This window comes from Polaribacter sp. Hel1_33_78 (assembly GCF_900106075.1).
Taxonomy (GTDB): Bacteria; Bacteroidota; Bacteroidia; order Flavobacteriales; family Flavobacteriaceae; genus Polaribacter.
Genome location: NZ_LT629794.1, coordinates 2,401,317 through 2,427,593 on the forward strand (window position 1 = coordinate 2,401,317; position 26,277 = coordinate 2,427,593).

Below are 26,277 nucleotides of genomic sequence, written 5' to 3' on the forward strand. Positions count from 1 at the left end.
TTATGATAGAAATTTAACTAACTTAAGCTAAAAATTTATTTTCATTTCTTGAGTTTTATCAACTAAAAACTCTTTTGTAAAACCAAAAACAGCATACTTTAAGTTTCCTTTAAACTGAACTTTTACTTTATTTTTAAGAATAGAAGCTATTAATCCGCCTAAAATGCCATTTTTATTGTTTTCAAAAATACGTTTTGTAGGAATCATAACTTTTAAAGGAATTGAAAAGTCATTTCTCGCCGGAACTTTAAATTCATCAGCATACACCTGCGCAACTTCTTCTCCATTTACAATTACTTTTATTTGATCAGTAAATATTTTACCTCCAACATCATTCGGGTTTTGAAAGTGTGCATTTGCTTGTAATTGAATTGTATCTGCCTGAAAGCTGATTACTTTTACATCATCTAACTTTATAAAAACGGGTGGTTTTTTTACAGAACAACTGTAAATTAATAAAAATAAACCTAAAAAATAGAATACTTTTTTCATCAAAAATCTTTAAAAAAATAGGTAACTTGCTCTTGCAAAAATACAGTAATAAATGACAAGTCAAGATTTTATCATTAGAGAAATTACACCTGCAGATAATGCAGAACTGGCAAATGTTGTTAGAAGTGTAATTTTAGAAATGGGTGCTCCAAAAATTGGCACCGCTTATGAAGATGCAGCCACGGATAACATGTTTGAAACCTATCAAAAAGAAAAAGCAATTTATTTTGTTGTAGAACAGCATAATAAAGTTGTTGGTGGTGCCGGAATTGCACAATTAGATAATTACGAAGGCAATTTTTGTGAACTTCAAAAAATGTACTTTTTGCCTTTGGTTCGCGGAAAAGGGATTGGCACAAAATTAATCTCTACGTGTTTAGAAAAAGCAAAAGAATTTGGTTTTGAAAGCTGCTATTTAGAAACCATGCCTTATATGACGGCAGCTCAAAAATTATATAAAAGAAATGGCTTTACCTCTTTAGACAAACCAGTTGGTAACACGGGTCATTATGCGTGTAATGTTTGGATGCTAAAAAAAATATGATCTTAAAAGAATTTAGAACCTTTTGTACTGAAGTACTTTCAGAAATTTATCCACAGACAGAAATAGATTCTTTTTTCTTTCTCATAATGGAAGAAAAACTAAAATTACAAAGAATTGATACGGTCTTAAAACCTAATTTTCAAATTTCTGATGCTATTTTTAAAGAATTAGAAACAATCGTAAACCAATTAAAAAAGGAAAAACCAATACAATACATTTTAGGGAAAACAGAATTTTATGGAATGCCTTTAAAAGTTGATGAAAACACTTTAATTCCAAGACCAGAAACAGAAGAATTGGTAGACTGGGTTCTTAATGAAGCTTCACATCTAGAAAATCATAAAACTAAAAACCTTTCAATTTTAGATATTGGAACAGGAACGGGTTGTATTCCTATTTCCCTGGCCAAGAACTTACCACAGGCCAACATTTCTGCTATAGATATTTCTGAGAATGCTTTAAAAATTGCAAAACAAAATGCTATTTTAAATGAAGTGGAAATTAATTTTTCTGAAATTGACATTTTAAAAACTACTACTTTATGGCAAAAATTTGACATTATAGTTTCCAATCCTCCATATGTCAGAGAATTAGAAAAAGTGGAAATACAAAATAACGTTTTACACAACGAACCGCATTTAGCATTGTTTGTTTCTGATGAAAATCCATTGATTTTTTATGATAAAATTGCTGATGTAGCAAAACAGCATTTAACTAAAAATGGCCTTCTTTTCTTTGAGATTAACCAATATTTAGGACAAGAAACTTTAAAACTACTAGCAGAAAAAGGTTTTACAAATATAAAATTACGCAAAGACCTATTTGGTAATGAAAGAATGGTAAAAGCATCATTCTTTATCTAGTGTTAGCTTTCAATGTCTATTATTTTTTTTATATTAGGTTTCAAAAAAAAAAATACAGCTCTGAAATATAGAAAAGGTTACCCAAACAGTAAATCAGTCCAAACAACTCCCAGAAAATAGTAGAAATTAAGAATAGACCTCTCTAAAATTATGAAAGGAAAACAATTTTAGAGGAATTCGAGGATTCTCTAAATAAATAAGACAGGCTAAGAAAAATCTTAGCCTGTTTTATTTTTTTATAAAATCAAATAAAAGACACTATTTAAGTACTTTTGCAACATGGTTAAAGAAGTTCAACTTAGAGTAAATTTAGTAGAAGAACGCAAAGAAAATATACTTTTACACAAAGCATCTAAACAATTAGGAGTTAGTAAAAGCGAAATCTCTGCTGTAAAAGTATTAAGAAAATCTATAGACGCTCGTAAAAAAGACATTATATTTAATTATAAAGTTGCTGTTTATATTAATGAACAAATTCCCGAAAAATCTGATTATATTTTTGAATATAAAGATGTTTCTAAAGCAAAAGAAATTCATATTGTTGGTTTTGGCCCTGCAGGAATGTATGCGGCTTTGCGCTGTATAGAACTAGGTTACAAACCAATTGTTTTAGAACGTGGTAAAAACGTACAAGATAGAAGAAGAGATCTAAAAGCCATAAATCAAGATCATATTGTAAATGAAGATTCTAATTATTGCTTTGGTGAAGGTGGCGCTGGAACTTACTCTGATGGCAAACTATACACTAGGAGTTTAAAACGTGGAGATGTTAGGCGAATTTTTGAAAACCTAGTTTTTCACGGTGCTACAGAACAAATTTTAATCGATGCCCATCCTCATATTGGAACTAATAAGCTTCCGAAAATCATTCAAAATATACGGGAGAATATTTTAAAATTTGGTGGTGAAATACATTTTGAAACCCGTGTTACAGATTTCAGAGTTACCAACAATAAGCTGTGCGCTATAAAATTACAGAACGGACAAGAAATGCCTGTAAATTCTGTCATTTTAGCTACTGGACATTCTGCGAGAGATATTTATGAACTATTACATAAAAAAGAAATTACTTTAAAAGCCAAATCATTTGCAATGGGGGTTCGGGTAGAACATCCTCAAGAAATTATAGATCAAATTCAATACCATTGTTCTGGCCAAAGAGATGAACTTTTACCTGCAGCCGCTTATAGCTTGGTGCATCAAGTAAATAACAGAGGTGTATACTCTTTTTGCATGTGCCCTGGTGGATTTATTGTACCCGCGGCCACCACTAATGGTGAAGTTGTTGTAAACGGAATGTCTCCTTCAAGAAGGAATAATAAGTTTGCTAATTCTGGAATTGTTGTAGAACTTGATATTGATAGAGATTTTGCTAAATATGAAAAATTTGGTGCTTTAAAAGGATTAGAATTTCAGAAAGATTTAGAGAAAATAGCCTTTCACGCTGGAGGAAGAACACAAACTGCGCCAGCACAAAGATTAGTAGATTTTGTTGATGGAAAAATATCTCCAGAATTAAATGATTGCTCTTATCAACCTGGCTTAAAATCTGCTCCTTTGCATTCTTTATTGCCAAAAATTATTGGAGGAAGATTGCGCAAAGGTTTTGCTGCCTTTGGTGAAAAGATGCATGGATACTATACAAATGAAGCAAATATTATTGGGGTAGAATCTAGAACTTCCTCTCCTGTAAATATACCAAGAAAAGAAAACTTAGAACACCCAGAAATTGAGGGCTTGTTTCCTTGTGGAGAAGGTGGTGGCTATGCTGGAGGAATTGTTTCTGCTGCTATGGACGGAGAGCGTTGCGCAGAGGCTGCGATTGCAGTATTATAAATTATTTTAAGTTATTTATTGAGTTAAATCAAATACAATAACTATTTTTATGGTTGTTTAATTTACACGCATGAAAATTACAGTTGGTAGAATTGATAAGGCTGATTTTCCAGAATTATCTCTGAAGGATATAGATTTAAAAATTGATTCTGGCGCTTACACATCTTCCATACATTGCTCAAATATTGAAGAAATCACCGATAATGGTTGTAATTTAATTAAATTTACATTGTTAGATCCAGAACATCCATTTTACAATAATAAAGAATTTACCTTTAAAAATTACTCTTCTAAAATAGTAAAAAGTTCTAATGGTATTTCTCAAGAACGCTTTATGATTCAAACAGAAATTATCATTTTCAACATTTCTTTTCCAATTTACTTGACATTAAGCGAACGGAAAGACATGAAATTCCCTATTTTACTGGGTAGAAAATTTTTAAATAAAAAATTTGTGATAGATTCAGCTAAAACAAATTTATCACACAAATTAAAATATAAAAACAAATGAGAATTGTAATTTTATCTAGAAACCCAAAATTATATTCTACCAAAAGGCTGCAAGAAGCTGCAGAAAAAAGAGGTCATGAAGTAATGGTTGTAGATCATTTAAAATGTAATATTGAAATTGAAAAAAAATCTCCAAAGATATATTACAAAGGTGAATACTTAGACAATATCGATGCTATTATACCTAGAATAGGTGCTTCGGTAACTTTTTACGGAACTGCAGTAATCCGTCAATTTGAGATGATGAAAGTTTTTTCAGCTGTTTCTTCTCAAGCTTTAGTAAAATCTAGAGATAAATTAAGTAGTTTACAAATTTTAGCAAGGGCTGGAGTTGGTTTACCAAAAACAGTTTTCACTAATTACACGAAAGATGTAGAACATGTTGTAGAATCTGTGGGTGGCGCACCACTAATTTTAAAATTATTAGAGGGCACACAAGGCTTAGGCGTTGTTTTAGCGGAAACTAAAAACGCAGCAACATCCGTTTTAGAAGCTTTTAATGGATTGGGAGCTAGGGTAATTGCGCAAGAGTTTATTAAAGAAGCTGGTGGTGCAGACATCAGAGCATTCGTTGTGGACGGGAAAGTGGTTGGCGCTATGAAACGTCAAGGAAAAGAAGGAGAATTCCGCTCTAATTTGCACAGAGGCGGAAATGCAACGATTATAGAACTAACCGATGAAGAAGAAAAAACAGCATTAAAAGCTACGAAAGCTTTAGGTTTAGGAGTTGCTGGTGTAGATATGTTACAATCATCTAAAGGACCATTAGTATTAGAAGTAAATTCCTCTCCAGGATTGGAAGGAATTGAGGTGGCTACGGGCAAAAATATTGCAAAAGAAATTATTCGTTATTTAGAAATTCATGTCGAATAAACCTTTTGTTCTCTTAGGAAAAGAAATACCTAAAGGAAAAAAAACTGTTTTAGATTTAGAAGTTGCAAAATTACACACAAGAACTACTGTAAAAGTTCCTGTAATTATTGAACGATCTAAAAATTCTGGCCCAGTAGTTTTATTATTAGCAGGTATACATGGTGATGAAACAAATGGCGTAGGGATTATTCGAGAAATTATTAACTTAGGAATCAATAAACCTAAAAAGGGAACAATCATCTGTATTCCTGTCTTTAATATTTTTGGTTATTTAATTCAGACAAGAGAATTCCCTGATGGTCGTGATTTAAACAGAATGTTTCCAGGAACTTTAAATGGTTCCTTGGCAAGCCAATTTGCATATCAATTTACCAAAGAAATAGCTCCTTTTGTAGATTATGTTATCGATTATCATACAGGAGGCGGTGAACGTGATAATATTGCACAAATAAGATGTAATAAAGATGATAAAAAAGGCTTTGAATTGGCAAAAATATTTAATCCCCCAATGATTGTTTTCTCTAATAATATTGGTAAATCTTTAAGAGATACTTTACATAAAATGGGTAAAACCATTTTACTTTTTGAAGGAGGGAAATCAAGAGAACTAAAACCTACTATTATCAATGAGGGTGTTAACGGGACTAAAAATATTTTAATTCACCTAGGGCTAATTGATGGTGAAATTAGTGTTCGAGAAACCCCAGTTCTTGTGCATAAAGCAAAATGGTTAAGAGCATCTCACTCCGGGATGTTTAAAGTAATCGTACAAAACGGAACGCTTGTAAAAAAGAAAGAAGTACTAGGAGTAATACAAGATCCTTTTGGTGAATTTAACAAGAAAATTTATGCTCCTTTTGACGGTCATATTTTTTGTATCAATAAAACTCCAATTGTGAACAAAGGAGATGCTTTATTTCATTTAAGTTTGGAAGAATAAATAAATTAAAAGATGAAGAATTTTATTACTATTTCAATGTTATTTTTCTCAAAAATTATATTTTCTCAAAAAAAATTAATGTTTAGATAACTTTAAAAAAGTCCGTTTAATCATTCTATAACTAAACACGCATAAGACAAAGGGTTGGCAAAAATCTATTTACCTGATTTACGTAAATACGGTTTAACCAAGTAAGCTCAAATAGATGATAAACAATTTGTTGGCGGAGATAGTCTGGATGTAATGATAGAACCTCCTGCTAATTGAATTAAATAGCTTATTTCACTATGTCTAAACAACAACTTTTTCACTTAATATAAATTGTTTATATTTGGATATACTTGGATAAAATCTAAATTTAAATTTTTTACTAAGTTCATAAATTAAACATCATAAAACTCTTAAAGAATGAAAATTAAAGAAGCACCTTCGAAACAAATTAAATCTTCAAGAAAATGTGCAAAATGCGGTAAACCAACTACATTATGTGTTTGTACAAGTAACTAACAACTATAATTTAAACATCTTGTTATTATCTTAGCAAGATATTTAAATTAAATTATTTGTATTCGGATGTTCAGTAAACCATTTAAATTCCAACTCACTTTTTTATACAATTAAGTTTTAACCGAGTAATTGTGAAATTAGCGATACACTGAAAATACTTAACATAAACCAGCCTATAAAACCTTCTATAATTGCTAAATAACGTGTAAGACCTTTTATAGGAATATCACCAAAACCAAGCGTTGTAAAGGTGTTTATTGACAACATTAAAGCATTTAATAATTTAATAGTAATGTCATATAGAACGCTGAGGACAAAAAGTGTTCCTACTTGAAAACCTTTCCATTTTTTTTCATTCGGACTAAGTTCAGACCAAGTTCCTTTTAATATGTCCGTTGATTTTAAAAATCGCGATATTAATTTGGTCCTTAACATAGAAATTTTATAAAGTAATTTAGCCGATTTTATAAAGAATATTGGAAGTTTTAAAGTACTGGATTCTAGGTTTTTTTTGAATAATTGAAAAGAATTAATTTCCATTTTATTTTCCTCTAGATATAATGTATGTATGCCATCTTTACGCTTTAAGTATTTTTGAAAAAATTCAAACCGATACATCAATCTATTTCTACCTAAAGTATCCCATGAGTTTGGAAAAAAAAAGTAAATTAAAGCAAATAAAATTATTACTTGAACAGAAAAAATAATTGCTTTGGCTGGTTCTGTCCCATAATCTGAAAAAATTGATAAAAATTGATTAATCTTCCAACTAAAATAATTTTTGAAGGTTGATTTTTTTTGATATTCAAAAGCAAGCCTTTCGGTTTCTAAATTTTTTAGACGGATATAGACTTTATTTGCGGATCGATTGTTGTGACGTGATTTATAATAATCATATAATCTACCTAGAAAAGATATTTCTAGTTCGAAAACTTTTTCTATTTCAAACACAGCATTATTTTTATATTTTTGCACAAAAAGTTTGTTAGTGTAGGCATTAAAATGATTTTTTATTGAATCCTTTATCTTTGAATAATATGAGGATTCAACAGCAGTTTGAAAAGCTTCTATTGATATAAAACCTTTTGTAAATTGCTTAATTGAAATAATATTTGTTTGGCTAAGTTCTGGAATCCCTAGAAAAATAGTTTTATTAAATTTATTTCCTGATATTTCAAACTTTCCATTTTCTGAGTTATTTTCATAACTCAAGGATACAATAGATTCCTTAAAATTATTATCAATTAGAATAATACCATTAGCATTATTATCAATATTTACAAAAGAAGCAATAGGAAAGGAGTTTTCATAAATATGATAAGACCCAAATTTTCTTCCAATTAAACCTAAACTTGTGCCGATATATTCGTCTTTGTTAGGATAGAAAATATTTTTTTCCAGAGAAATAACTGTGTTAGAATTATTATTTTGATAATTACAATTATAAAATATCTTTAAACCGTTGTTAAATACAGAGTTTTCAATTTTAATGTAATCATTTATGTTTTCATTCTGTTTAATAGTTTCTAGTTCATTACAAAAATCACCAGATCCTATAAAACTCAGTATATCGTCAAATTCACAGTTTATAATTGCAATAGAGGCACTATTCCTAATGCTTACCTTCTTCTTAAAATGTATATTACTTAAGTAACCAGCATCATTATCTTTTTTAGTTAAAACATGATTTTGAAAGTGAACATTTTCAAACTGAAGTTCCTTGTCTACAATCAATTTTTTTTCTCTTTGTAATATTTCAGTGTTACTTGCCATAAAAAGAGTGTCAATTGTTAAGTCATATTTAATAAAAGCATTTTTTAATTTAAAGACAGCATTTTTCTCAGTGTTTATCATATTAAACAACTCTGTGTAAGAGTATTCCTTATAAAAAAAATCTTTATTCTGAGATAAAATAGTTGAAGTTGTAAATAATAAAAATAAAATGATTGTGTTTCTCATATTTTGGGCTAAAAAATCTCAAAATACAAAAATATTAATTGGGTTAAATATATTGACCATTTTATAGATTATAAAATGATTACTGTTTTATTGATTTATTTCAGCTTGTAAATTGTAAAATTATTTTTTCATTCTAAATCTAGACTATTTCATGCATTTAAAAGAATTTAAATTCTATCTATCAAAAATCAGGGCAATTTTAGAGTAGTAAAAATAAACAAGCTAACTTTATCAAAATTTTTTACATGACTACTTTTAAAGATTTAGACCTTTCTAATCAACTTTTTAATAGTATTAAAGAGTTATGCTTTACACATCCAACCCCCATTCAAGAAGCTGTATATTACCCAATATATAAAGGAAAAAATGTGACGGAAATTACCCAGCCAAGTGCAGGAAAAACATTAGTCTATATGACATCAATTCTTAGAGATTTAAAATTCTCTAAACAAATTACTCTTAGAGTTTTAGCGGTAGTTCCAACACGTAAATTTTTAATACAACTTTATTAACTTTCGTGTAATATTAAAAAGATAATCATTAACTTCAAGTTTTGCTGAATCTAAAAGAAAAGTCAACAATAGTCAATTTTTAAAAGACTCCTAATAATGTCAAAAAAAACAAAAACAGACACAGAACTTCAAGGTCTTACCCATTTAATTATGGATGCCACTGTTGGGATAACAGACATCGTTGAGGCTGCGCACAAACAAGTTGTTCATCCTCCTTTTTTACCTTCTACAATTATTCAAAAACTGATTACGAATATTGCTAGCATCTCGTATCAAAATATCAAATGGAGCACTTTATTCATAGGCAAAAGTTTACATAAAATACTTGAGCAACTAAGTCCTGTTATTGGTAAAATAAGGGATTCCCATAAGAAAGAGGCAATACTTTCGGTTTTAAACGGTGTAATTGGTGATTATCTGGAAGAGAAAGAGAATCCCTTAAAAATTACAATGCAATTTCGACATAAGTCAAAATCTATAAAACTTGATTCTGAAAACATAAGAGCGGTTTATCCAAAAATTAATGGTAAAATTCTTTTGATGGTGCATGGTTCATGCATGAATGATATTCAATGGACTCGGCAAAATCATAACCACGGAAAAATAGTAGCAGAAGAATTAAATAAAACACTTATTTACTTGAATTATAATAGCGGTATCCATATTTCTAGTAATGGTCAAAATTTAAATAATTCGTTAGAAGAACTGGTGCAAAATTGGCCTGTACCTATTGAAGAGTTAGTTATTGTTGCTCATAGCATGGGTGGCTTAGTAACTAGAAGTGCATTATATTATGGAGAACAACATGAAAAAAATTGGACCAAACACCTTAAAAAGGTTGTTTTTTTAGGAACTCCTCACCATGGTTCATATATAGAAAGAACAGGTAATTATCTAGATCTTATTCTCGAATCTATTCCTTATGCAAAACCTTTTGCCAGGTTGGGAAAAATTAGAAGTGCTGGAGTAACTGATTTAAGATATGGAAACTTAATTGATGAAGACTGGAAAAATAATGACCGATTTGAAATGAAAAATGATCAAAGGAAAATTATTAAGCTATCTAAGCAAATAGAGTTTTATAGCATCGCTGCAGTTATTGGAAATAAAACCGCCCCTTTATCCACTCAAGTCTTAGGAGACACCTTAGTGCATGTAAAAAGTGCTCTAGGACAGCATAAAAATCCTAAAAAAAACCTAGACTTTAAGAAGGAAAATATTTGGATTTCTTATGATAGTAATCACTTAGACCTACTTAATAATCTTAAAATATTGGATAAATTAAAAGTTTGGTTGGTTTAACAAAGAGCCGTTGTAAAGATAAAAGCTGAAATAATTCATGCTCACACGCTAGTTGCGCACTAGTTTACTTTTAGCTAAAAACTACAAAAACCTTCTTCAAAAATTCGCTAAAAAACCTACATTTGCATCATGCGAATAGATATTATTTCAGTAGCACCCAAATTATTAGAAAGCCCTTTTAATCATTCTATTATTAAACGTGCTCAGAATAAAGGTTTGACAGAAATTGTAATTCATGATTTACGAGAATATGGTTTAGGTAATTACAAACAAATAGATGACACTCAATTTGGTGGAGGTGCAGGAATGGTCATGATGATTGAACCCATTTCAAATTGCATTAAAAAGTTAGAATCTGAGAGAAATTATGATGAAATAATTTATATGACTCCAGATGCACAAACCTTAAATCAAGGAACTGCAAACACCCTTTCTTTAAAAGAAAATATACTTATTTTAACCGGTCATTATAAAGGGGTAGATCAAAGAATTCGAGATAAATATATCACTAAAGAAATCTCCATTGGAGATTATGTTTTAACCGGTGGAGAATTAGCAGCTGCTGTTTTAGTAGATGCTATTGTTCGTTTGATACCTGGTGTTATTGGTGATGAACAATCTGCCTTAACCGATTCTTTTCAGGATAATTTATTATCACCTCCAGTATACACAAGACCTTCCGAGTTTGAGGGAATGAAAGTGCCTGAAGTACTATTATCTGGTAATTTTCCAAAAATTGATGACTGGAGAAATGAGCAAGCTTATAAAAGAACTGAAGAAATAAGACCAGATTTACTGAACGATGAATAAGTTTTTATCATTTATAAAAAAGAACAAAGCCATTTCTTGGGTTTTAGGATTTCAATTGTTTAGATTGATTTTACTTCCATTCATGGGATTAATGCCACAAGATGCTTATTATTATCTCTATGGTCAAAATCTGTCTTTATCTTATTTTGATCACCCCGGAATGATAGGCTACCTATTAAGAATCTTTACAGAAATATTTGGTCAATCAATTTTCACAATCAAATTTGCTGATTTTATCATTACAACGTTAACCATACTAAGCTTCTATAAATTAGCTTCTTACTTTTTGTCAAAACAGAAACTAGCAAGAGCGATTGTTCTATTAGCTTCAACCATTTTTGTATCCATTTTATCATTTAATTCTACTCCAGATGTTCCGTTATTGTTATTTTGGACTTTGAGTTTAATCTGCTTATATAAAGCTATTTTTGAAGAAAAAAAGTGGTTCTGGATATTAGGCGGAATTGCCATGGGTTTAGCTTTTAACAGTAAATACACTGCTTTATTATTACAAATAGGTCTTATTGCATTTCTTATTTTTTCAAACAAATACAGAAAATTATTTCTTTCTCCTTGGTTTTGGATTTCTTTACTACTGTCGGTTGCAGTAACATTTCCTGTTTGGTATTGGAACTACCAAAATGAGTTTGCGTCCTTTGCATTTCAATCATCCGAAAGAACGAGTTCTATTTCAGAATTTAAAATATCTCCGAAAAATTTCTTTGGCGCGATTGGGCATCAAATGTTTTTATTATTACCTATTTTATTTTTAATTTTCATCACATTTACATATAAATATGTAAAAAGAGCGTTGATAAAATTTAAAATACCACAGGCCAAAACATTATTTTTACTTGCATTTTTCATTCCAACCTTTGTAGGTTTCTTTAGCCTTACTCCTATTTATTGGGTAAAATTAAATTGGATGATGCCTTCTTACATTACAGGAATCATTTTAGCAGGAATGTTTATCAATAAGAAATTGTTAAAAACTCAAATTATCTTTTCAATAGTATTTCACATACTAGTTAGTGCACAAATTTTATTTTATTTAGTGCCAATTAAAAGTGATGACACTTGGGTTGGATGGAAAGAACTAGCATCCGAAATAGAGACTTTACCAGAAAAAAAAATAAATACTTTCGTTTTTTCTAATGACAATTATAAAACGTCTGCCTGCTTAAACTTTTTTATGGATGAGAAAGTATATGCTCAAAACATTATAGGTTTACCAGCCTTACATTTTGATTATTTAGGCGACAACTTAGCTACGTTAAATACCAAAAATGCTATTTTTATTGACTCTGATAAACGTTTTAAAAATGATAAATTAAAAGGAACTCAAAATCCTATTTTAAATAAATACTTTGATAAAGTAATAGAATTAGCACCAATTATTATTAAAATCAATAATAAAGAATCACGTAAGTTCTGGGTATTCTTTTGTACTAATTATCAATATAAAAAATAATTAAATTTAATTTTATCAATAAAAAATAATTAGTACTTTTGCAAACGCTAAATTAACCTCTGACGAAAAAATCGTGAATGTTACTTTACAAAATCAATAAATATTAAAACATGGAAGCTTTATTAAAGTTTGTTCAAGACGAATTTGTAACAAAAAAAGAATTTGCTGATTTCGCAGCTGGTGATACAATTACGGTTTATTACGAAATTAAAGAGGGTGAAAAAGTACGTACTCAGTTTTTTAGAGGTGTAGTTATTCAAAGAAGAGGTGCAGGAACTTCAGAAACATTTACAATCAGAAAAATGTCTGGTACTGTAGGTGTAGAAAGAATTTTCCCAGTAAACTTACCTTCTATTCAAAAAATTGAAATTAACAAAAAAGGAAGAGTTCGTAGAGCTCGTATTTTCTACTTTAGAGGTCTTACTGGTAAAAAAGCTAGAATTACTGAAAAAAGGAGATAAATTCTTTTTACTTAAAAAATATAAAAAAGCTTTGTGAATATTCACAAAGCTTTTTTCATGAACAAATGTTAATAACCGTAGTTGATATCTTGTTGATTTCTAATTTCTTAAAAATTATACGCATTTAAAATTTAATAGTACTTTTATAAAGAATTTGACAATTAATGCAATGGAGTTCTCTTCAGAAACTATTAAATTAATTCTAAATTCAGAAAGTAATGTTCTTAATAAAATTATTGTTCAGTAATAAACTTAATCGGGTAACAAGATTCAGATTAAAAAATAATCATTACCACTTTAAAGCAGTTCGTTTTAAAACAACAACCTGAAATAAAGGATTATATTTAAGCAGATAATAATTACAAATTAAAAAAAGCACTATGCTTATTTTAAATTAAGGAGGTTTCAAAAAATGAAAAAGTAAATTATAATTTCTTTAACAACGGAAGAAATATAGGATTTACATCTTATTTGAATTGTAGAAATACAAAACAGTTTAAGAAACTTTTTCAAAAAGCCACATCTTTACAAGCAATTGTAAGATGTGGCTTTTATTTTGATATCATTTCAACAAAATAAAGTTGATTTTATTATTAAAAACATATCAAAAGTCTTTAATTAATAGCAATTTAACAGTAAAAATCTCACCTATAATTCCTAAATTTGTGCCGCTTCAAACGAAAAGGATTTCGTACTTAGCATAGCATAGATATTTCTTTAAAAAAACAAAATACTTTTATGAGCAAAATAGCTAAAATCATATATACAAAAACAGACGAAGCTCCGGCATTAGCTACCCGTTCTTTTTTACCAATTGTAAAAGCTTTTACAAAATCATCTAATATAGAAATTGAAACAAAAGACATTTCTTTAGCTTCAAGAATTTTAGCGAATTTTTCAAATTATTTGCCTGATCATCAAAAAGTGGAAGATGCTTTAACTGTTTTAGGAACATTAGCAAAAAAACCAGAAGCAAACATTATAAAATTACCAAATATTAGTGCTTCAGTGCCGCAACTAAAAGCTGCTATCGCAGAATTACAAGCGCTGGGTTATGCTATACCAAATTATCCTGAAGAAATAAAAACGGATGAAGACAAAGCTATTTCTGCACTGTATAACAAAGTAAAAGGTTCTGCCGTAAATCCAGTTTTGCGTGAAGGAAATTCAGACAGAAGAGCACCAAAAGCGATAAAGAATTATGCCCGAAAAAATCCACATTCTATGGGTGCTTGGTCTGCAGATTCTAAAACCCATGTGGCTACAATGAAGGCAGGAGATTTTGCTCATAATGAAAAATCTATAACGACTGAGAACGCAACCTCAATAAGTATCCAACATATTGCAGAAAACGGTACTAAGATAGTTTTGAAAGATACATTAAACTTGTTACCAGGAGAAATTATTGACGCGACTGTAATGAGTAAAAAAGCATTAATTGCCTTTTTAGAAGAACAATATGAAGACGCTTTGGATAAAAATGTATTGTTTTCGTTACATATGAAAGCAACCATGATGAAAGTTAGTGATCCTATTATTTTTGGTCATGCAGTGCGTGTCTATTTTGATAATTTATTTAAAAAGCATGAAAACACTTTTAATAAAATCGGTGTTGATGTAAATAATGGTTTAGGAAATCTTTTAGGAAAACTAAATGAATTACCAAAAGATAAACGTGATGAAATTAGAGATGATATAAGACATGCCTTTGACCACGGACCAGCATTAGCGATGGTTAATTCAGATAAAGGGATAACCAATTTGCATATTCCTTCAGATATAATTATCGATGCTTCCATGCCAGCAATGATTAGAACCTCTGGTAGAATGTGGAACTCAGAAGGGAAGTTACAAGACACGAAAGCAATTATTCCAGATAGTTCTTATGCCGGAATTTATTCTGCAACTATTGATTTTTGTAAAAAAAATGGTGCTTTTGACCCTACAACAATGGGTACTGTGCCTAATGTTGGTTTAATGGCTCAAAAAGCTGAAGAATATGGTTCTCATGATAAAACTTTTGAAATTACTTCTAACGGTGCAGTGCAAGTTGTGGATGTAAACGGAACTGTTTTAATAGAGCACACGGTTGAAAAGGGAGATATATGGAGAATGTGTCAAACGAAAGACTTACCAATTCAAGATTGGGTAAAATTAGCAGTTACTAGAGCAAGAGCATCAGAAACACCTGCTGTTTTTTGGTTAGATAAAAACAGAGCACATGATGCAGAAATCATCAAAAAAGTAACTTTATATCTTAAAAATCATAATACTTCTAGTTTAGACATCAGAATTTTATCGCCTATAGAAGCTACAGAATTTACTTTAGAAAGAATCATAAAAGGAGAAGATACCATTTCTGTTTCTGGTAACGTTTTACGTGATTACTTAACAGATTTATTCCCAATTTTGGAAGTTGGAACATCCGCAAAAATGTTATCTATAGTGCCGTTAATGAATGGTGGAGGGCTTTTTGAAACTGGCGCAGGTGGTTCTGCTCCAAAACACGTACAACAATTTTTAGAAGAAAATCATTTACGTTGGGATTCTTTAGGAGAATTTTTAGCCTTAGCCGTTTCTTTAGAACACTTAGGAACAACAAATAACAATCCGAAAGCTTTAGTATTAGCTGAAACTTTAGATGATGCTACCGACAAATTTTTAGATAATGATAAATCTCCTTCAAGGAAAGTTGGTGAATTAGATAATAGAGGGTCACATTTTTATTTAGCACTATATTGGGCAGAGGCTTTGGCTCATCAAAATAAGAATGCATCGTTAAAAGCAGAGTTTAAAACCATGGCGGAAACTTTGAGAAAAAATGAAGAAAAAATCATCGCAGAGCTAAATGAGATTCAAAGAACAGCGGTAAATATTGGTGGTTATTACAAACCTAATGAAGCGCTAGCGACAAAATCTATGAGGCCAAATAGCCTTTTAAATAGTATTTTAGCTTAAAGCCAACAAGACTAAGTATTAAAAAACTGATGATATACTCATCAGTTTTTTTTGTACTACAATTTTAAATTTAACATTATTTTATAACTAGATAGTTGTAGTTTTGTTGAATAATATAATCAATACATTAAACAAAAAATGCTTCATTTGAAAAAGTTACTATTTTTAATTTCCATCATAACGTTATCATCTTTTAGCCAGGAAAAATTTACGATAAGTGGTACTGTTTACGACAACTCTAATAATGAAACTTTAATAGGAGTTTCTATTTATTTTCCAGAATTAAACTTAGGGGCAACTACCAATGAGTATGGTTTTTATTCCATAACAATTCCTAAAGGAATGCACAAAATTCAAATTAGCTACTTAGGTTTTTCTACTATCAATGAAAGTATTAACGTATTAGAAAAATTAACTAAAAATTTATATCTAAATGAGGAAACAGAAAGTTTAGATGAAATTATTTTTGAAGCTGACATTGAAAAAATAAATATCAGATCACCTCAAATGAGTGTGAATAAATTAACATCTGCAACTATAAAACAAATTCCTGTTGTTTTAGGTGAAGCAGATATCATAAAGTCTTTAATTCTTTTACCTGGCGTTACAAGCGCAGGGGAAGGCGCTTCAGGTTTTAATGTAAGAGGTGGAGCTGCAGATCAAAATTTAATTTTACTGGATGAAGCTATTGTTTTTAATTCTTCACATTTATTTGGTTTTTTCTCGGTTTTTAATCCTGATGTAATTAAAGATGTAAAATTATATAAAGGTGGAATCCCTGCACGTTTTGGAGGTAGGTTATCTTCAGTTTTAGATATTTATCAAAAAGAAGGAAATAGTAAAGACTTTAATATAACCGGAGGAATTGGTTTGGTTTCCTCAAGATTATTAGTGGAAGGTCCAATAGAAAAAGAAAAAAGTTCTTTCGTTGTAGCGGGTAGAGCTTCTTACGCTCATTTATTTTTACCGCTTTTTGACAATGACAATAAAGCATATTTTTATGATCTAAATGGTAAATTTAATTATAGAATGAATGATAGAAACAACGTATTCTTATCAACTTATTTTGGAAAAGACGTTTTCGGAATTAGCGACAACTTTGTAAATAAATATGGAAATACAGTGCTTAATTTACGCTGGAATCATCTATTTTCTGATAAAATATTCTCTAATTTATCTTTAATTTATTCTGACTATTTCTACGGGTTGATTCTCGACTTTGTTGGTTTTGAATGGGATTCTGGAATCACAAACTTCAATCTAAAATATGATTTTAAACATTATTTAAATAGCAAGTTTAAACTAAGCTATGGTGTTAACAATATTTACATCAAATTTAATCCTGGAGAAATCATACCTAATAGAGAAGACTCTGGGATTCAGCCAGAAAAATTAATAGACAAATACGCCAACGAATTTGCCGCTTATTTAGAAGCTGAACAAAAAATAAATGATAAACTAACGTTACAATACGGAGTCCGTTTTAGTAATTTCACACGCTTAGGACAAGATGAAATTAATGTTTACGCTAATAACGAACCCGTTATATATAATTCGCAATTTAAAAAATACGAATCTGCTGAAGCTATTGGCACAGAATCTTACAAAAGAAAAGATCAATTAGCAACTTTTAGTAATTTTGAACCTAGAGTTTCCTTATCGTATATTTTGAGTGATGCTGCATCATTTAAAATGAGCTATAATAGAATGGCACAATATTTACATTTACTTTCTAATACTGCCTCGCCTACCCCATTGGATGTTTGGGCACCAAGTGGACGTTTTATAAAACCTCAATTATTAGATCAATTTGCCCTTGGATATTTTAAATCTATAAAAAATGGAGATTATTCCTTAGAAACAGAAGTTTTCTATAAAGACATTCAAAATAGAATTGATTATATAAATGGTGCAAACTTAGTTGCTAATAACGAAATTGAGACTGTTATTTTAAATGGTCAAGCAAGAGCTTATGGTTTAGAAGTTTTATTCAAAAAAAATGAAGGAAAATTTAAAGGTTGGTTGGCCTACACATTGTCTAGATCAGAGCAACAAACTACAGGCAGAACTGCAAATGAACCTGGTATTAATCAAGGGGAATGGTACAGTTCACCATATGATAAAACGCATGATATTTCTATAAATGCAAGTTATGAATTATCTAAAAAATGGACATTCAACGCAAATTTTTTATTTCAAACTGGGCAACCGACAAACTATCCTGTGGGGCAATATGAAGTACAAGGTTTAAATGTTCCTGTTTTTGACGATAACAGAAGAAATGCTGATAGATTGCCAGCCTATCATAGATTAGATATTTCTGCAACTTTAACTCCAGACAAGAACAAAAAAAGAAAATTGCAAGGAGAATGGGTTTTTGGAATTTATAATTTATATGGAAGACAAAATGCGGCATCTATCAACTTTAGACAGAATAGAGAAACTTTTAGAAACGAAGCAGTTCAGACTTCAATATTTGGTTTGGTACCCTCTGTTACTTATAATTTTAAATTTTAATCAGATGATGAGAAAGATATATATACTCCCTGTTTTATTCATATTGTTTTTTACTAATTGTGAAAAAGTTGTTACTATTGATGTTCCTTCTATTGAACCAAAATTAATTATTGATGCCGCTTTTGAAGTTTATTTTGACGAAAGCCCGGTTAGCGCAAATACAGTTGTAAAATTAAAATTATCAGCTGACTATTTTGAAGACGTAATCCCTGTAGTTGCGGATGCTACTGTATTTCTTACAGACTTATCAAACCTTAGTATTATAAATTTTTCTGACCTAGATGCAGATGGAAGTTATGAACCTGAAACTGCTTTTATTCCTGCTAATAATGTTGCCTATGAATTAACAGTAATTCACAACAATGAAACGTATAAAGGAAAGGCTAGTAAAATAAAATCTGCGCCATTATTAAGTGCTGTTCAAGGTGATGAGACTTTATTCTCTGGAGAAGAAACAGAGGTAAGAATCGATTTTACAGATTCGGATTTTGAAGATAACTATTACTTATTTGATTTTACCAATAATTTATTTACTTCTATAGAGGATCGCTTTTTTAATGGGGCTGATTATAATTTTTCTTTCTTTTACAGTGAAGAAGATATCGAATTGCCAACAACGGTAAATATAAAAATGTCTGGAGTTTCAAAAGAGTATTTCACTTATTTTAGAGTTTTGGTAAATCAAAGTGGACAAAATTCAGGAGGTCCTTTTCAAACTGTTCCTTCTTCTTTATTAGGGAATATGATCAATATGACTGCTGAAGAAAATTTCCCTTTAGGATATTTTCATATTTCAGAAACAGACTCTTTTTCATTAGATTTGGTAGAAAAAGATTAAATAACTTTTGCGATAAGTAATCAATAATAACATAAAACATGTATTTTTGATTGATGACTTTTACAAAAACTACAGAACAAGATTCTAAATACAATCATCTAGAAAAAATGACTGTGTCTCAATTATTAACCAATATTAATAACGAAGACAAGACAGTTCCTTTAGCGGTAGAACAAGCACTGCCTCAAATAGAAAAATTAACCCAACAAATTGTTGAAAAATTAAAAACAGGGGGAAGACTTTTTTATATTGGTGCAGGAACTTCTGGAAGATTAGGTATTTTAGATGCCTCGGAATGCCCACCAACTTTTGGGGTTCCTCATGAATTGGTTGTAGGTTTAATAGCAGGTGGAGATTATGCGATTAGAAAAGCCGTTGAATTTGCTGAGGATGCTACAAATCAAGGCTGGTTAGATTTACAAGAACATGCTATTTCTCATAAAGATATTGTTGTTGGCATTGCTGCTTCAGGAACAACACCCTATGTTATTTCAACTTTAGAAAAATGTAACGAAAACAACATTATTACAGGTAGCATTTCTTGTAATAAAAATAGTCCTTTATCTAGCACAGCTCAATTTCCTATTGAAGTAGTTGTAGGACCAGAATTTGTAACAGGAAGCTCTAGAATGAAAGCAGGAACAGCACAAAAACTAGTTTTAAACATGCTTTCTACTGCAACCATGATTCAACTTGGAAAAGTAAAAGGAAACAAAATGGTTGACATGCAACTATCTAATAATAAATTAGTAGATAGAGGTGAAAAAATGTTGGTTGCCGCATTAAACATAGACCAAACAACAGCAAGTACCTTATTACAAAAATTTGGAAGTGTAAGAAATGCTATTCAAAATTATAAACCATGAGTACAGACACAAATTTACTAGGCAAAGGATTAATAAGATTAGGAATTTTAGTATTTCTTTTTATTGCGTCTCCTATACTTTTAACGATGGGCTTTAAAGCTTTTGATAGATTTACAGAATCTCCAAAAATTTATATTGCATACCTATTAATTTTAGTAGGATTTGCTGCTTTAATTTTCACGATTTACTTTGCATTTAAAACTTTTAAAATAATCAGTAATTCTCTTTTTAACAATAAATAAACCAATAAAAATAGAAAATAAAATACATTGTAAAACGGGGAAAAGAATCGCTAAGGATGAAAATAAATAAAATGGAAAATGCCATTATCGTTATATTATCCTTTCCTGATACTATTGTTAGGCCCGCCTATAGGGAATATTCAAGTAGAATTTGGCCAAAAATTGGCATAGGCAACAAGCATGCAATTCAAGCAGGGCATTCTGCACTATTATTGATCAAAAAAAATGAATCTGAAATTAAATATTTTGATTTTGGCCGATATATAACTTCTTATGGAAATGGCCGAGTAAGATCTTTTGAAACAGATCCCGAAATTTATATTCCTTTAAAAGCTTCCTTTAAAAATAACGCACTAACGAATCTAGATGACATTTTGTTGTGGTTGGAAAAACATCCTGAAAAAACACATGGAACAGGAAGGTTAATTGCAAGTGTTAATCATAAAATTAATTATGACAAAGCATTTAACTTTATTTATAATTTAATTGATAAAAAAGAATTTCCTTATGGTGCTTTTATTAAAAATGGCAGCAATTGTGCTAGGTTTGTAACCGATACAATCATAAATTCTTGCACAAAAAAAAGCATCCAACTAAAGTTAAAAAGTTCTCACTTATTAACTCCTAGTCCTATTGGAAACACATTAAAAGGAAGAACAAGTAGAACAGTCTATAAGGTAAAAAACCAAAAGATTAAAGAATATAAAAACCGGTCTATTTTAAAAGAATACAATGCTACTTTCTTTAAAAAATTTGATTCTGAGCTTAATTTAATTGGTTCTGAAATACCCGATATAAAAACATTTAATTTAATAAATGGCACCTGGTTATCTGGAGTTGGCAGTGGAGCTTGGTTTAAGGTTGAAGAAAAAATAGATGCTCTAAAGTACAGAATTTCTAGATATACAAGATGCGGTGAAAAAGACTTTGAGGGTATTTTTTTAACTGATAACCCTTCTTTCAATTTAAGACAAAATCATAGATTTGAGCACCCAACCAATTGCAAAGAAATGTATATAAAACAAAATAATCAGGAATTTATTTTTCAGCAGGTAAAACTATAACTTCTGAATCTTAGAATCCTTCTTAATTTTTATTTGATACTGCACTAAACTCAAAAGTACTATTTCGTCATTCAATTACTAATACAATACTAGCCGTAAGGTTCTTGTTTACCTAATTTATTACGTTCATAGATCCTTTTTATTTATTTTCTTTTTAAGATTCATTTTAAACAGAGAAACACCTCTAAAGTAGGAAGTATATAATAGAACAAAGAAAACTAATATTGTATTCATCAGAAATATTATTTAGCAATTCTAGTACTTTTTACAAATTTTTCTTACTCGCTTCTAACACCTAATAATTATTTATTTCTAAGTTATATTGGCTTAGAAGTAGCCGTAAAATTATATTATTATTTTCTTAAGATACCATTAAAGTACTATATATCAATACAATACATTAAAAAATTTCAAACTAGAGAACTTAGTTTACATCTTTTGGCACGTTCTTTGAAATTATGATAATCAAATGCGGAAGCTGAAAAGCGTTTAGAGTAGGCAAAACCATTAAAATCATATATTATGAAAAAAACGGCACTTATATTATTTGGAATTTTGATCATGGTTTTTACCATTGAAGCCAAAACGGGAAACGAAAAACCAAACAGAATTAGGGTAAATTACACTTATGACAATGCTGTAAGCTTCATAGAACGTGGAATCGAATTCTACATTTTTACAAATGGTGATTTTGATTTTAACACGCATCTTGAAAACTCTTATAATGATTATAATAGAAGAATAAATAACAGAAGTGTTCGCGTAAATAGAGATTATAGAGGCAGGATTACAAGAATTGGAAATGCTTTTATCAATTATGATTATAGAGGAAATGTTACTAGAATAGGTAGTATTTCGATGAGATACAGATTTGGAAAACTAACAAAGGTTGGAGATTTAAGAGTGCATTACGATAGATGGGGAAATCCTAATTTTCATGGAAATGTAAGAGATTTTTATTATGATAATGGCATAAGGTTCAACATAAGTTTTGGTGATATTTGTAACTATAATGACAGTTATTTTTATAGAAATGACTTTAAAAGAAATTATAACCAATTTAGAGAGGATCAAAATTTTTATTACTATAAAGCTAGACCTAATGCCAAAATAGGAAAAAGAAGTACAATTTTAAAAAGGAGAAAACCTACAGCCGAGATTAATCCAAGAAAAAAGAGAAAAAGAAATGCTAATAATTCTTATCGAAAACCTAATAGAAACAAAAAAGTTGAGGTTGTAAAAAATACTAAAAAAAGAACCTCTTCTATAATTAAAAGAGAAAACAGCACACAAAGAGCAGATAAAAATAATAACTCTATAAAGACCGATAAAAATTCTAAAAAAAGAAAAATTAACAGAAAGAAAAGAAGTTAAGAATATAAAAATCAAAAGCCCTATTTTAAAATAGGGCTTTTCTTATTTTCTGCGTAAGTAAAAAAAGAACCTTCTATTCTTTAAATGTATAACTAACGCCAAACATCACCATACCCGTTGTCATTTCGTAACCAACTTTACTATTGGGAACTTTTCCTAATGGGTTTGTGGCAACATTCCAAGGTCCGTCCGGTTGCCCATCTTGATTAAAATCTTGATCTGGAGTAGGGTTTAGTAAATTTCCTTCTGTTTTTCCATCACTAGTACCATAATGATACACACCATTCAACATTAAATTATCAGTTATTGGGTAACTAAAACCTAATTGAAAAGCATTCGCAATAACTGCAGTTGCAGGAATTGAGAAAAATGCCAATTCATCATCAATAGGATTGCTACTATATGTATAACCAACTCTTAAAGGTAATTTTTCGATTCCTTTGTATTGAAGTCCAACGGAAAGTATATTTATATTTTTCCATCCAAAACCTTTTACAGCTCCTGTAGGAAAACCAGCAGTTGGACCTTCTTCAGCAATAACCCAACCTTTTTCAGCAAAACCGTCGGTGTTCTCATAATCAACCATTCTATAATCCAATGCAAAATCAATATCTCCTTTTGAATATCCTAAACCAAATGATAATATTGTTGGGTAATCCATATTAAAAGCTGTTTCAGGTGCTGCTGAACCATCTAAATAAGTGTTTTTAAATTCTAAATCCCCAAATGATTGTCCTGTTTTGTATGACGCTCCTAATTTAATTCCACTTGGTGAGTTGTAAAACACCCCAAACTGTGCCCCAAAACCAAGAGCAGATGCTTTATCACTATTTGGGTACATTTGATCACCTGGAGCACCTGAAGGTGGTGTGAAATCTGGAGAAGATAATGGACTTGGCGCTAACTCTAATGCTCCATAATTAATTGTTGGCTGAATACCTATTGAAAATGTTTCACTTATTTCATATGCCCAAGCCAAACCAACTTGCAATAACATATAATCAGATTCTACACGACCAAAACCAAAAGGTTGCATGTTATTAATTGGATTAAAATTAAACTCTTGCTGTGGAAAAGTAACTCCAAAACCACTAATACCAAAAGCCGATAAACCAAAGGTGTGTTTGCTATCCTCTTTTCCCCAAACCATTGCTAGAGCTGGCATAGGAGAGACACCTCTATCATCCTCAGTAAGACCAGTAATCATATTTCCTGTTTGTTCGCCAGTTGATCCATTAAACTCAAATCCAGTAGAACTTAATTCTGGAGATGAATAGAATAAACCAAAATTAAAATCTAATATTTTACTATCAAAAGTTGATATTGCCGCAGGATTCCACTGTAGAGCTCCGGAAATATCTAATGGTTGTGCAGTGGCTGCGCCACCCATAGACATGTTAACGGCACCAACACCTTGCATAACATGGCCCGCTTGCCCGTAAACTAATGCTGACAGCATTAGAAACGCAAGTTTTAAAAAAATTTTATTCATAATATTAAGATTAAATTAGTACTCTCTAAATTGTAAATGAAACAATTGATTAAAAGTATATATACCCTTTAATTTCAACTATGACAATTGTCATAAAGAGCGTACTAATTCAATAAAAACATCAAAAATTATCTAATTAACTTTCTATATTTAATTCGTTTCGGCATTAAATCTCCACCTAAACGTTTCTTTTTATTTTCTTCGTATTCAGAAAAACCACCTTCAAAGAAATATACTTCACTATTTCCTTCAAAAGCTAAAATATGTGTACAAACTCTATCTAAAAACCATCTATCGTGAGAAATAACCACTGCACAACCAGCAAAATTCTCTAAACCTTCCTCTAAAGCCCTTAAAGTATTTACATCTAAATCGTTTGTTGGTTCATCTAAAAGTAAAACATTACCTTCTTCTTTTAGGGTCATGGCTAAATGTAAACGGTTACGTTCCCCACCAGAAAGAGCAGAGACCTTCTTATTTTGTTCACTTCCAGAAAAATTAAAACGACTTAAATAAGCGCGAGAATTTACTTGCTTTCCTCCCATCATGACTAAATCTTGACCATCCGAAAAATTTTCCCATATTGTTTTTTCTGGATCAATATTGGAATGTGCTTGGTCTACATATGCAATTTTAGCAGTTTCACCTACCTTAAAAGTTCCCTTATCAGGAGCTTCTTCTCCCATGATCATTTTAAAAATCGTTGTTTTTCCTGCTCCGTTCGGACCAATAATCCCAACAATACCTGCTTGTGGTAAATTAAATTCTAAATTATCGTATAATAATTTATCTCCATAAGCTTTAGATACACCAATTGCTTCAATCACATTTGTTCCTAATCTAGGGCCATTAGGAATGTAGATTTCTAATTTTTCATCAACTTGTTTTTGGTCTTGACTCATTAATTTGTCATAATTTTTCAAACGAGCTTTTTGCTTTGTTTGACGACCTTTTGCTCCTTGACGAACCCAATCTAACTCACGTTCTAATGTTTTTTGACGTTTAGAAGCTGTTTTACTTTCTTGCGCCATTCTCTGAGATTTTTGATCTAACCAAGAAGAGTAATTTCCTTTCCAAGGAATTCCTTCTCCTCTATCCAGTTCAAGAATCCAACCAGCTACATTATCTAAGAAATATCTATCATGTGTTACTGCAATTACGGTTCCCTTATATTGTGCTAAATGATGCTCTAACCAATGCACCGATTCTGCATCCAAGTGATTTGTTGGCTCATCTAATAATAAAATTTCTGGCTCTTGCAGTAATAATCTACATAATGCAACACGTCTTTTTTCCCCTCCAGACAATACTCCAATTTTTTTATCAGAATCTGGAGTTCTTAAAGCATCCATTGCTATTTCTAATTTAGTGTCTAATTCCCAAGCATTGGCAGCATCAATCTTATCTTGCAATTCTGCTTGCTGATTCATTAGTTTTTCCATCTTATCTGCATCAGAATAAACTTCTTCTAAACCAAACATATCATTAATTTTGTTGTATTCGTCAAGAATTGCAACAGTCTCTGCAACCCCTTCTTTTACAACTTCTAAAACAGTTTTCTCAGGATCTAGTTGAGGCTCTTGTTCCAAATACCCAACATTATAACCAGGGGAAAAAGTTACATCGCCTTGAAAATTCTTTTCTACACCCGCTATAATTTTTAATAATGTTGATTTTCCAGATCCGTTTAAACCTAAAATTCCAATTTTAGCTCCATAAAAGAAGCTTAAATATATATCTTTTAATACTTGTTTACCAGTTGATTGATAGGTTTTAGAAACCTTATTCATCGAAAAGATAACCTTCTTATCGTCGCTCATTATACTATTTTTTAAATTTAATTTGA

22 protein-coding genes are annotated in these 26,277 nt (G+C 30.4%); 18 read left to right on the plus strand and 4 right to left on the minus strand.

Annotation, left to right across the window (positions count from 1 at the left end):
• Window positions 1–27 precede the first annotated feature (27 nt).
• Window positions 28–492 carry an LEA type 2 family protein gene (locus tag BLT88_RS10375; protein ID WP_036787894.1) on the minus strand — a complete coding sequence of 155 codons (465 nt, stop codon included), beginning with the start codon at window positions 490–492 and terminating at the stop codon, window positions 28–30.
• Window positions 493–544: 52 nt separating this feature from the next.
• On the opposite strand from BLT88_RS10375, the gene BLT88_RS10380 reads away from it, so the two are divergent.
• From BLT88_RS10380 to BLT88_RS10405, 6 genes are all read left to right on the plus strand, one after another.
• Window positions 545–1,036 (plus strand): GNAT family N-acetyltransferase, encoded by a 492-nt coding sequence (locus BLT88_RS10380; protein ID WP_091954643.1) that lies wholly within the window; start codon window positions 545–547, stop codon window positions 1,034–1,036.
• Complete coding sequence (gene prmC / locus BLT88_RS10385) at window positions 1,033–1,899, plus strand: peptide chain release factor N(5)-glutamine methyltransferase (protein ID WP_091955764.1); 867 nt, start codon at window positions 1,033–1,035, stop codon at window positions 1,897–1,899. Before BLT88_RS10380 ends, prmC begins: the two co-directional genes overlap by 4 nt.
• A 279-nt stretch (window positions 1,900–2,178) precedes the next feature.
• Entirely contained in the window at window positions 2,179–3,735 is a 1,557-nt protein-coding gene (locus BLT88_RS10390) for an NAD(P)/FAD-dependent oxidoreductase (RefSeq protein WP_091954645.1), read from the plus strand.
• Window positions 3,736–3,805: 70 nt separating this feature from the next.
• Window positions 3,806–4,246, plus strand: coding sequence for a RimK/LysX family protein (locus BLT88_RS10395; protein WP_091954646.1), 441 nt, complete (start codon window positions 3,806–3,808; stop codon window positions 4,244–4,246).
• Window positions 4,243–5,118: a 30S ribosomal protein S6--L-glutamate ligase gene (rimK, locus tag BLT88_RS10400; protein ID WP_091954648.1), complete on the plus strand. Its 876-nt coding sequence runs from the start codon at window positions 4,243–4,245 to the stop codon at window positions 5,116–5,118. The genes BLT88_RS10395 and rimK overlap by 4 nt, the downstream gene beginning before the upstream one ends.
• A complete protein-coding gene (locus BLT88_RS10405) occupies window positions 5,108–6,058 on the plus strand; it encodes a succinylglutamate desuccinylase/aspartoacylase family protein (RefSeq protein WP_091954649.1) in 951 nt (316 codons plus the stop codon). The genes rimK and BLT88_RS10405 overlap by 11 nt, the downstream gene beginning before the upstream one ends.
• A 624-nt stretch (window positions 6,059–6,682) precedes the next feature.
• Here the strand turns inward: BLT88_RS10405 and BLT88_RS10410 are convergent.
• Window positions 6,683–8,524 (minus strand): potassium channel family protein, encoded by a 1,842-nt coding sequence (locus tag BLT88_RS10410; RefSeq protein WP_091954651.1) that lies wholly within the window; start codon window positions 8,522–8,524, stop codon window positions 6,683–6,685.
• A 245-nt stretch (window positions 8,525–8,769) separates the two neighbouring features.
• On the opposite strand from BLT88_RS10410, the gene BLT88_RS10415 reads away from it, so the two are divergent.
• From BLT88_RS10415 to BLT88_RS10470, 12 genes are all read left to right on the plus strand, one after another.
• Entirely contained in the window at window positions 8,770–9,036 is a 267-nt protein-coding gene (locus BLT88_RS10415) for a DEAD/DEAH box helicase (protein ID WP_036787854.1), read from the plus strand.
• Between the two features lie 96 nt (window positions 9,037–9,132).
• Complete coding sequence (locus BLT88_RS10420) at window positions 9,133–10,338, plus strand: hypothetical protein (RefSeq protein WP_091954652.1); 1,206 nt, start codon at window positions 9,133–9,135, stop codon at window positions 10,336–10,338.
• A gap of 129 nt (window positions 10,339–10,467) precedes the next feature.
• Window positions 10,468–11,148: a tRNA (guanosine(37)-N1)-methyltransferase TrmD gene (gene trmD / locus BLT88_RS10425; RefSeq protein ID WP_036787849.1), complete on the plus strand. Its 681-nt coding sequence runs from the start codon at window positions 10,468–10,470 to the stop codon at window positions 11,146–11,148.
• Complete coding sequence (locus tag BLT88_RS10430) at window positions 11,141–12,619, plus strand: glycosyltransferase family 39 protein (RefSeq protein WP_091954654.1); 1,479 nt, start codon at window positions 11,141–11,143, stop codon at window positions 12,617–12,619. Before trmD ends, BLT88_RS10430 begins: the two co-directional genes overlap by 8 nt.
• 110 nt (window positions 12,620–12,729) lie before the next feature.
• On the plus strand, window positions 12,730–13,080 hold the full coding sequence (gene rplS, locus BLT88_RS10435) for a 50S ribosomal protein L19 (protein WP_036787845.1): 351 nt from the start codon (window positions 12,730–12,732) through the stop codon (window positions 13,078–13,080).
• Between the two features lie 738 nt (window positions 13,081–13,818).
• The gene (locus tag BLT88_RS10440; protein WP_091954656.1) at window positions 13,819–16,038 is read left to right on the plus strand and encodes an NADP-dependent isocitrate dehydrogenase; all 2,220 of its coding nucleotides are present in this window, start codon (window positions 13,819–13,821) and stop codon (window positions 16,036–16,038) included.
• Between the two features lie 138 nt (window positions 16,039–16,176).
• Entirely contained in the window at window positions 16,177–18,555 is a 2,379-nt protein-coding gene (locus BLT88_RS10445) for a TonB-dependent receptor (RefSeq protein WP_091954657.1), read from the plus strand.
• 4 nt (window positions 18,556–18,559) lie between these two features.
• A complete protein-coding gene (locus BLT88_RS10450; protein WP_231959977.1) occupies window positions 18,560–19,393 on the plus strand; it encodes a DUF4249 family protein in 834 nt (277 codons plus the stop codon).
• A gap of 53 nt (window positions 19,394–19,446) precedes the next feature.
• Entirely contained in the window at window positions 19,447–20,259 is an 813-nt protein-coding gene (gene murQ / locus BLT88_RS10455; RefSeq protein ID WP_091954659.1) for an N-acetylmuramic acid 6-phosphate etherase, read from the plus strand.
• Complete coding sequence (locus tag BLT88_RS10460) at window positions 20,256–20,501, plus strand: DUF6095 family protein (RefSeq protein WP_036787832.1); 246 nt, start codon at window positions 20,256–20,258, stop codon at window positions 20,499–20,501. Before murQ ends, BLT88_RS10460 begins: the two co-directional genes overlap by 4 nt.
• A gap of 71 nt (window positions 20,502–20,572) precedes the next feature.
• Window positions 20,573–21,565: a DUF6695 family protein gene (locus tag BLT88_RS10465; RefSeq protein ID WP_157691207.1), complete on the plus strand. Its 993-nt coding sequence runs from the start codon at window positions 20,573–20,575 to the stop codon at window positions 21,563–21,565.
• Between the two features lie 522 nt (window positions 21,566–22,087).
• Window positions 22,088–22,939: a hypothetical protein gene (locus BLT88_RS10470; RefSeq protein WP_091954662.1), complete on the plus strand. Its 852-nt coding sequence runs from the start codon at window positions 22,088–22,090 to the stop codon at window positions 22,937–22,939.
• 73 nt (window positions 22,940–23,012) lie between these two features.
• On the opposite strand, the gene BLT88_RS10475 is transcribed toward BLT88_RS10470, so the two are convergent.
• Together BLT88_RS10475 and ettA are read right to left on the minus strand one after the other, a co-directional pair.
• Window positions 23,013–24,431, minus strand: coding sequence for an OmpP1/FadL family transporter (locus BLT88_RS10475; protein WP_091954663.1), 1,419 nt, complete (start codon window positions 24,429–24,431; stop codon window positions 23,013–23,015).
• A gap of 128 nt (window positions 24,432–24,559) precedes the next feature.
• Complete coding sequence (ettA, locus tag BLT88_RS10480) at window positions 24,560–26,251, minus strand: energy-dependent translational throttle protein EttA (RefSeq protein ID WP_091954665.1); 1,692 nt, start codon at window positions 26,249–26,251, stop codon at window positions 24,560–24,562.
• Between the last annotated feature and the right edge of the window lie 26 nt (window positions 26,252–26,277).

What these genes read in the sequence shown, in the direction of transcription:
- rimK (WP_091954648.1), top strand. Translation starts at nt 4,243, where the DNA reads ATGAGAATTGTAATTTTATCTAGAAACCCAAAATTATATTCTACCAAA.
- murQ (WP_091954659.1), top strand. Translation starts at nt 19,447, where the DNA reads ATGACTTTTACAAAAACTACAGAACAAGATTCTAAATACAATCATCTA.
- BLT88_RS10395 (WP_091954646.1), top strand. Translation starts at nt 3,806, where the DNA reads ATGAAAATTACAGTTGGTAGAATTGATAAGGCTGATTTTCCAGAATTA.
- ettA (WP_091954665.1), bottom strand. Translation starts at nt 26,251, where the DNA reads ATGAGCGACGATAAGAAGGTTATCTTTTCGATGAATAAGGTTTCTAAA.
- BLT88_RS10465 (WP_157691207.1), top strand. Translation starts at nt 20,573, where the DNA reads ATGGAAAATGCCATTATCGTTATATTATCCTTTCCTGATACTATTGTT.
- BLT88_RS10450 (WP_231959977.1), top strand. Translation starts at nt 18,560, where the DNA reads ATGATGAGAAAGATATATATACTCCCTGTTTTATTCATATTGTTTTTT.
- rplS (WP_036787845.1), top strand. Translation starts at nt 12,730, where the DNA reads ATGGAAGCTTTATTAAAGTTTGTTCAAGACGAATTTGTAACAAAAAAA.
- BLT88_RS10445 (WP_091954657.1), top strand. Translation starts at nt 16,177, where the DNA reads ATGCTTCATTTGAAAAAGTTACTATTTTTAATTTCCATCATAACGTTA.
- BLT88_RS10475 (WP_091954663.1), bottom strand. Translation starts at nt 24,431, where the DNA reads ATGAATAAAATTTTTTTAAAACTTGCGTTTCTAATGCTGTCAGCATTA.
- BLT88_RS10405 (WP_091954649.1), top strand. Translation starts at nt 5,108, where the DNA reads ATGTCGAATAAACCTTTTGTTCTCTTAGGAAAAGAAATACCTAAAGGA.
- BLT88_RS10375 (WP_036787894.1), bottom strand. Translation starts at nt 492, where the DNA reads ATGAAAAAAGTATTCTATTTTTTAGGTTTATTTTTATTAATTTACAGT.
- BLT88_RS10470 (WP_091954662.1), top strand. Translation starts at nt 22,088, where the DNA reads ATGAAAAAAACGGCACTTATATTATTTGGAATTTTGATCATGGTTTTT.
- BLT88_RS10415 (WP_036787854.1), top strand. Translation starts at nt 8,770, where the DNA reads ATGACTACTTTTAAAGATTTAGACCTTTCTAATCAACTTTTTAATAGT.
- prmC (WP_091955764.1), top strand. Translation starts at nt 1,033, where the DNA reads ATGATCTTAAAAGAATTTAGAACCTTTTGTACTGAAGTACTTTCAGAA.
- trmD (WP_036787849.1), top strand. Translation starts at nt 10,468, where the DNA reads ATGCGAATAGATATTATTTCAGTAGCACCCAAATTATTAGAAAGCCCT.
- BLT88_RS10460 (WP_036787832.1), top strand. Translation starts at nt 20,256, where the DNA reads ATGAGTACAGACACAAATTTACTAGGCAAAGGATTAATAAGATTAGGA.
- BLT88_RS10430 (WP_091954654.1), top strand. Translation starts at nt 11,141, where the DNA reads ATGAATAAGTTTTTATCATTTATAAAAAAGAACAAAGCCATTTCTTGG.
- BLT88_RS10440 (WP_091954656.1), top strand. Translation starts at nt 13,819, where the DNA reads ATGAGCAAAATAGCTAAAATCATATATACAAAAACAGACGAAGCTCCG.
- BLT88_RS10410 (WP_091954651.1), bottom strand. Translation starts at nt 8,524, where the DNA reads ATGAGAAACACAATCATTTTATTTTTATTATTTACAACTTCAACTATT.
- BLT88_RS10420 (WP_091954652.1), top strand. Translation starts at nt 9,133, where the DNA reads ATGTCAAAAAAAACAAAAACAGACACAGAACTTCAAGGTCTTACCCAT.
- BLT88_RS10390 (WP_091954645.1), top strand. Translation starts at nt 2,179, where the DNA reads ATGGTTAAAGAAGTTCAACTTAGAGTAAATTTAGTAGAAGAACGCAAA.
- BLT88_RS10380 (WP_091954643.1), top strand. Translation starts at nt 545, where the DNA reads ATGACAAGTCAAGATTTTATCATTAGAGAAATTACACCTGCAGATAAT.